Here is a 2,301-nt window from a genome sequence, read left to right as displayed (position 1 = left end):
GGCCGACTTCCGTCGGCCCACCCGGCGTTCGCGGAGTGGTCGCTAGACCAGGTTGACGGAGCGGGCCGACGTGGCGCCGATCTCCGCCTCGACGTCGGCCAGCACGGCCGGGGCGACCGTGTCGTCCACGGTGAGGACGGCCAGTGCCTCGCCGCCCACCGCGGCGCGGGCCACCTGCATGCCGGCGATGTTGATGCCCGCCTCGCCGAGGATGCGGCCGACGGTGCCGACGACGCCCGGCCGGTCCTCGTAGCGCAGCACCAGCAGGTGGTCGGCGACCGCGAGGTCGACGTCGTAGTCGCCGACCGCGACGATCTTCTGGATGTGCTTGGGGCCGGCCAGCGTGCCGGAGACCGACACCTCCTCGCCGTCCGAGAGGGTGCCGCGCACGGTCACCACGTTGCGGTGGTCGCTGGCCTCGGAGCTGGTGGTGAGGCGGACCTCGACGCCCCGCTCCTGGGCGAACAGCGGCGCGTTGACGTAGGAGACGGTCTCGTCGACGACGTCCTCGAAGACACCCTTGAGCGCGGACAGCTCCAGGACCTTCACGTCGTGCTGGGTGATCTCGCCGTAGACCTCGACGTCGAGGCGGACCGCGACCTCACCGGCGAGTGCGGTGAAGATGCGGCCGAGGCGCTCGGCGAGGGGCAGGCCCGGCTTGACGTCCTCGGCGATGACACCGCCCTGGACGTTCACCGCGTCCGGGACCAGTTCACCGGCGAGGGCCAGGCGGACCGACCTGGCGACCGCGATACCGGCCTTCTCCTGGGCCTCGTCGGTGGAGGCGCCGAGGTGCGGGGTGCAGACGACCTGGTCCAGCTCGAAGAGCGGGGAGTCGGTGCACGGCTCCTTCGCGTACACGTCGAGGCCGGCGCCGGCGACCCGGCCCTCCTTGAGCGCCGCGTACAGCGCCTCCTCGTCGACGATGCCACCGCGGGCGGCGTTGACGATGCGCACGGACGGCTTGACCTTGCGCAGCGCCTCGTCGCCGATCAGACCGACCGTCTCGGGGGTCTTCGGGAGGTGCACGGTGATGAAGTCGGCGACCTCCAGCAGCTCGTCCAGGGACAGCACCTTGACGCCCATCTGGGCGGCGCGGGCGGGCTGGATGTAGGGGTCGTAGGCGACGACCTTCATGCCGAACGCGGACATCCGCTGCGCGACCAGGGCGCCGATCCGGCCGAGGCCGACGACACCGAGGGTCTTCTCGGCGAGCTCGACGCCGGTGTACTTGCTGCGCTTCCACTCGCCGTTCTTCAGCGCGGAGTTCGCCTGCGGGATGTGCCGCGCGGTGGAGATCAGCAGACCGCAGGCCAGCTCGGCGGCGGTCACGATGTTGGAGGTCGGGGCGTTCACGACCATCACGCCGGCCTTGGTGGCGGCGGAGACGTCCACGTTGTCCAGGCCGACGCCGGCTCGTGCGACGACCTTGAGCTTCTTCGCCGCGGCGATGGCCTCGGCGTCGACCTTGGTGGCGGAGCGGATCAGGATCGCGTCCACGTCGGCGATGGCGGGGAGCAGTTCGGCCCGGTCTGCTCCGTTGGCGTGCCGGATCTCGAAGTCCGGGCCCAGCGCGTCGACGGTGGCGGGCGACAGCTCTTCAGCGATGAGTACGACAGGTTTCGAGCTCACGTGAGTCCTCACAGGTCCAATGCGGACGGCCGTCCCGACGGCCGCAGGCGGTGGAGGTTGGCTAGCCGCGTGGAGACGCACGACGCTGTGGGCCTGACGCGTATGTAGTACGGCAGTGTAGTGGCGTGGCGGACGTCGTCCTGCGCCTCTGCGGAAGGATCACCCGTCCGAGATTCGACGGGGTGGACAACGGGGCCGGAGCAGTGTGCTCCGGCCCCGTCGGCTGAGGCTTACGCCTCCTCGTTCACCCAGCTCATCAGCTTGCGCAGCTGCTTGCCGGTGGTCTCCAGCAGGTGCTCGGAGTCCGCGGTCTTGTACTCGTTGTACTTCTTCAGACCGCCGTGGTACTCCTCCATCCAGTTGTTGGCGAAGGTGCCGTCCTGGATCTCCGCGAGGACCTTCTTCATCTCGGCCTTGGTGGCGTCGGTGATGATCCGCGGGCCGGTGACGTAGTCGCCCCACTCGGCGGTCTCGGACACCGACCAGCGCATCTTCTCCAGGCCGCCCTCGTACATCAGGTCGACGATGAGCTTCAGCTCGTGCAGGCACTCGAAGTAGGCGATCTCCGGCTGGTAGCCGGCCTCGACCAGGGTCTCGAAACCGGCCCCCACCCCCGTCCTCACCCCCAGCATCCACGCCACAGCCGAACAAACCCCACCCCAACCCCTC

At 69.6% G+C, this 2,301-nt stretch carries 2 protein-coding genes; both read right to left on the bottom strand.

Annotated elements, in window-relative coordinates; all coding sequences use genetic code 11:
* Positions 1-42 precede the first annotated feature (42 nt).
* Complete coding sequence (gene serA, locus ABZ646_RS45195; protein ID WP_360533216.1) at positions 43-1,632, bottom strand: phosphoglycerate dehydrogenase; 1,590 nt, start codon at positions 1,630-1,632, stop codon at positions 43-45.
* Between the two features lie 230 nt (positions 1,633-1,862).
* Positions 1,863-2,264, bottom strand: a complete 402-nt coding sequence (locus ABZ646_RS45190) for a hypothetical protein (protein ID WP_360533213.1) — start codon at positions 2,262-2,264, stop codon at positions 1,863-1,865.
* Between the last annotated feature and the right edge of the window lie 37 nt (positions 2,265-2,301).

The sequence above is a fragment of the Streptomyces sp. NPDC007162 genome, assembly GCF_040634175.1.
GTDB lineage: Bacteria > Actinomycetota > Actinomycetes > Streptomycetales > Streptomycetaceae > Streptomyces.
Note: the sequence above shows the minus strand (reverse complement) of the source record. Positions and strands in the feature narration are given on the sequence as shown.

Excerpts from the sequence above, each read along its gene's own strand:
- ABZ646_RS45190 (WP_360533213.1), bottom strand. The coding sequence starts at position 2,264 with ATGCTGGGGGTGAGGACGGGGGTGGGGGCCGGTTTCGAGACCCTGGTC.